Here is a 972-nt window from a genome sequence, read left to right on the forward strand (position 1 = left end):
CTGCGACCCGGCATCGCTGTGCGCGATCAGCTCGCCGGGCTGCACAGGGTGCCCGTGCCGGTCACGGTCCCACAACGCGATCCGCAGCGGGGTCAGGACCAGCGGGGTCGTCTTGGCCGTCGCGGCATGCCAGGCGAGGATTCTCTGCGAGTAGCAGTCCAGCACGAACGCGACGTATACGAAGCCCGCCCACGTGCGCACATAGGTGAAGTCCGCGACCCACTTCGTGTTCGGCGCGGCCGCGGTGAAGTCTCGATTGAGCAGGTCACCGGCACGGCAGCCGTCCTTGGCCGGGACGGTGGTGCGCACTGGCCTGCCTCGACGCACACCGTTCATCCCCGCAACCCGCATGAGCCGGTCCACACGACCGGCGCCGACCTGGTGACCTTCTCGACGCAGCCACGCGGTCATCTTCCGACGCCCGTACAGCCCTTCCGGGGTGCCGACAAGGTCGTGCAGGACGTTGAGCAGGACCGCGTCGGACGTGTCACGAGCCGACGCGCTGCGGCGGCGCCACGCCCGGTAGGTGCGTGCGGCGATCTGACAGCCCTCCTGACGGAGCACCCTGCAGATCGACTCGACCGCATGCCCCTTGGCGCGCATCTGATCGATGAATCCCATGATCATCGGTTGCGGGGGTCGAGCTCCCCCGCGAAGAAAATCGAGGCCTTGCGCAGGATCTCGTTGTCCTCCCGCAATCGCTTGACCTCGCCGCGCAGGCGCTTGAGCTCGGCCAGGTCATCGCTGGTCGGCCCGTCCTTGAGGCCGGCGTCGACGCGGTGCTGACAGACCCAGCGGCGCAAGGTCTCGCGCCCCACGTCGACCTTCGGCGACACCAAAGCCACGGCCTTCGTGACTGACCCGGCTTCCTCGACACGGTCCAGGACCATCCGCACCGCGCGGTCCTTCACCTCGGGATCGAACTTCTTCGGCATGAACAACATCCTCTCGAACTCGAAAGGAAGCGGCATC

The 972-nt window shown here is 67.4% G+C and carries 1 pseudogene and 1 other annotated feature; the pseudogene reads right to left on the reverse strand.

The window, feature by feature from the left end:
• Positions 1-935 (reverse strand): annotated as a pseudogene (locus J1M39_RS12150) (IS3 family transposase); the annotation flags it as partial.
• Positions 532-666 (reverse strand) — a sequence feature (AL1L pseudoknot). (Overlaps the previous pseudogene by 135 nt.)
• Positions 936-972: the final 37 nt, after the last annotated feature.

It is taken from the genome of Micrococcus sp. KRD077 (genome assembly GCF_017168505.1).
Taxonomy (GTDB): Bacteria; Actinomycetota; Actinomycetes; order Actinomycetales; family Micrococcaceae; genus Micrococcus; species Micrococcus luteus.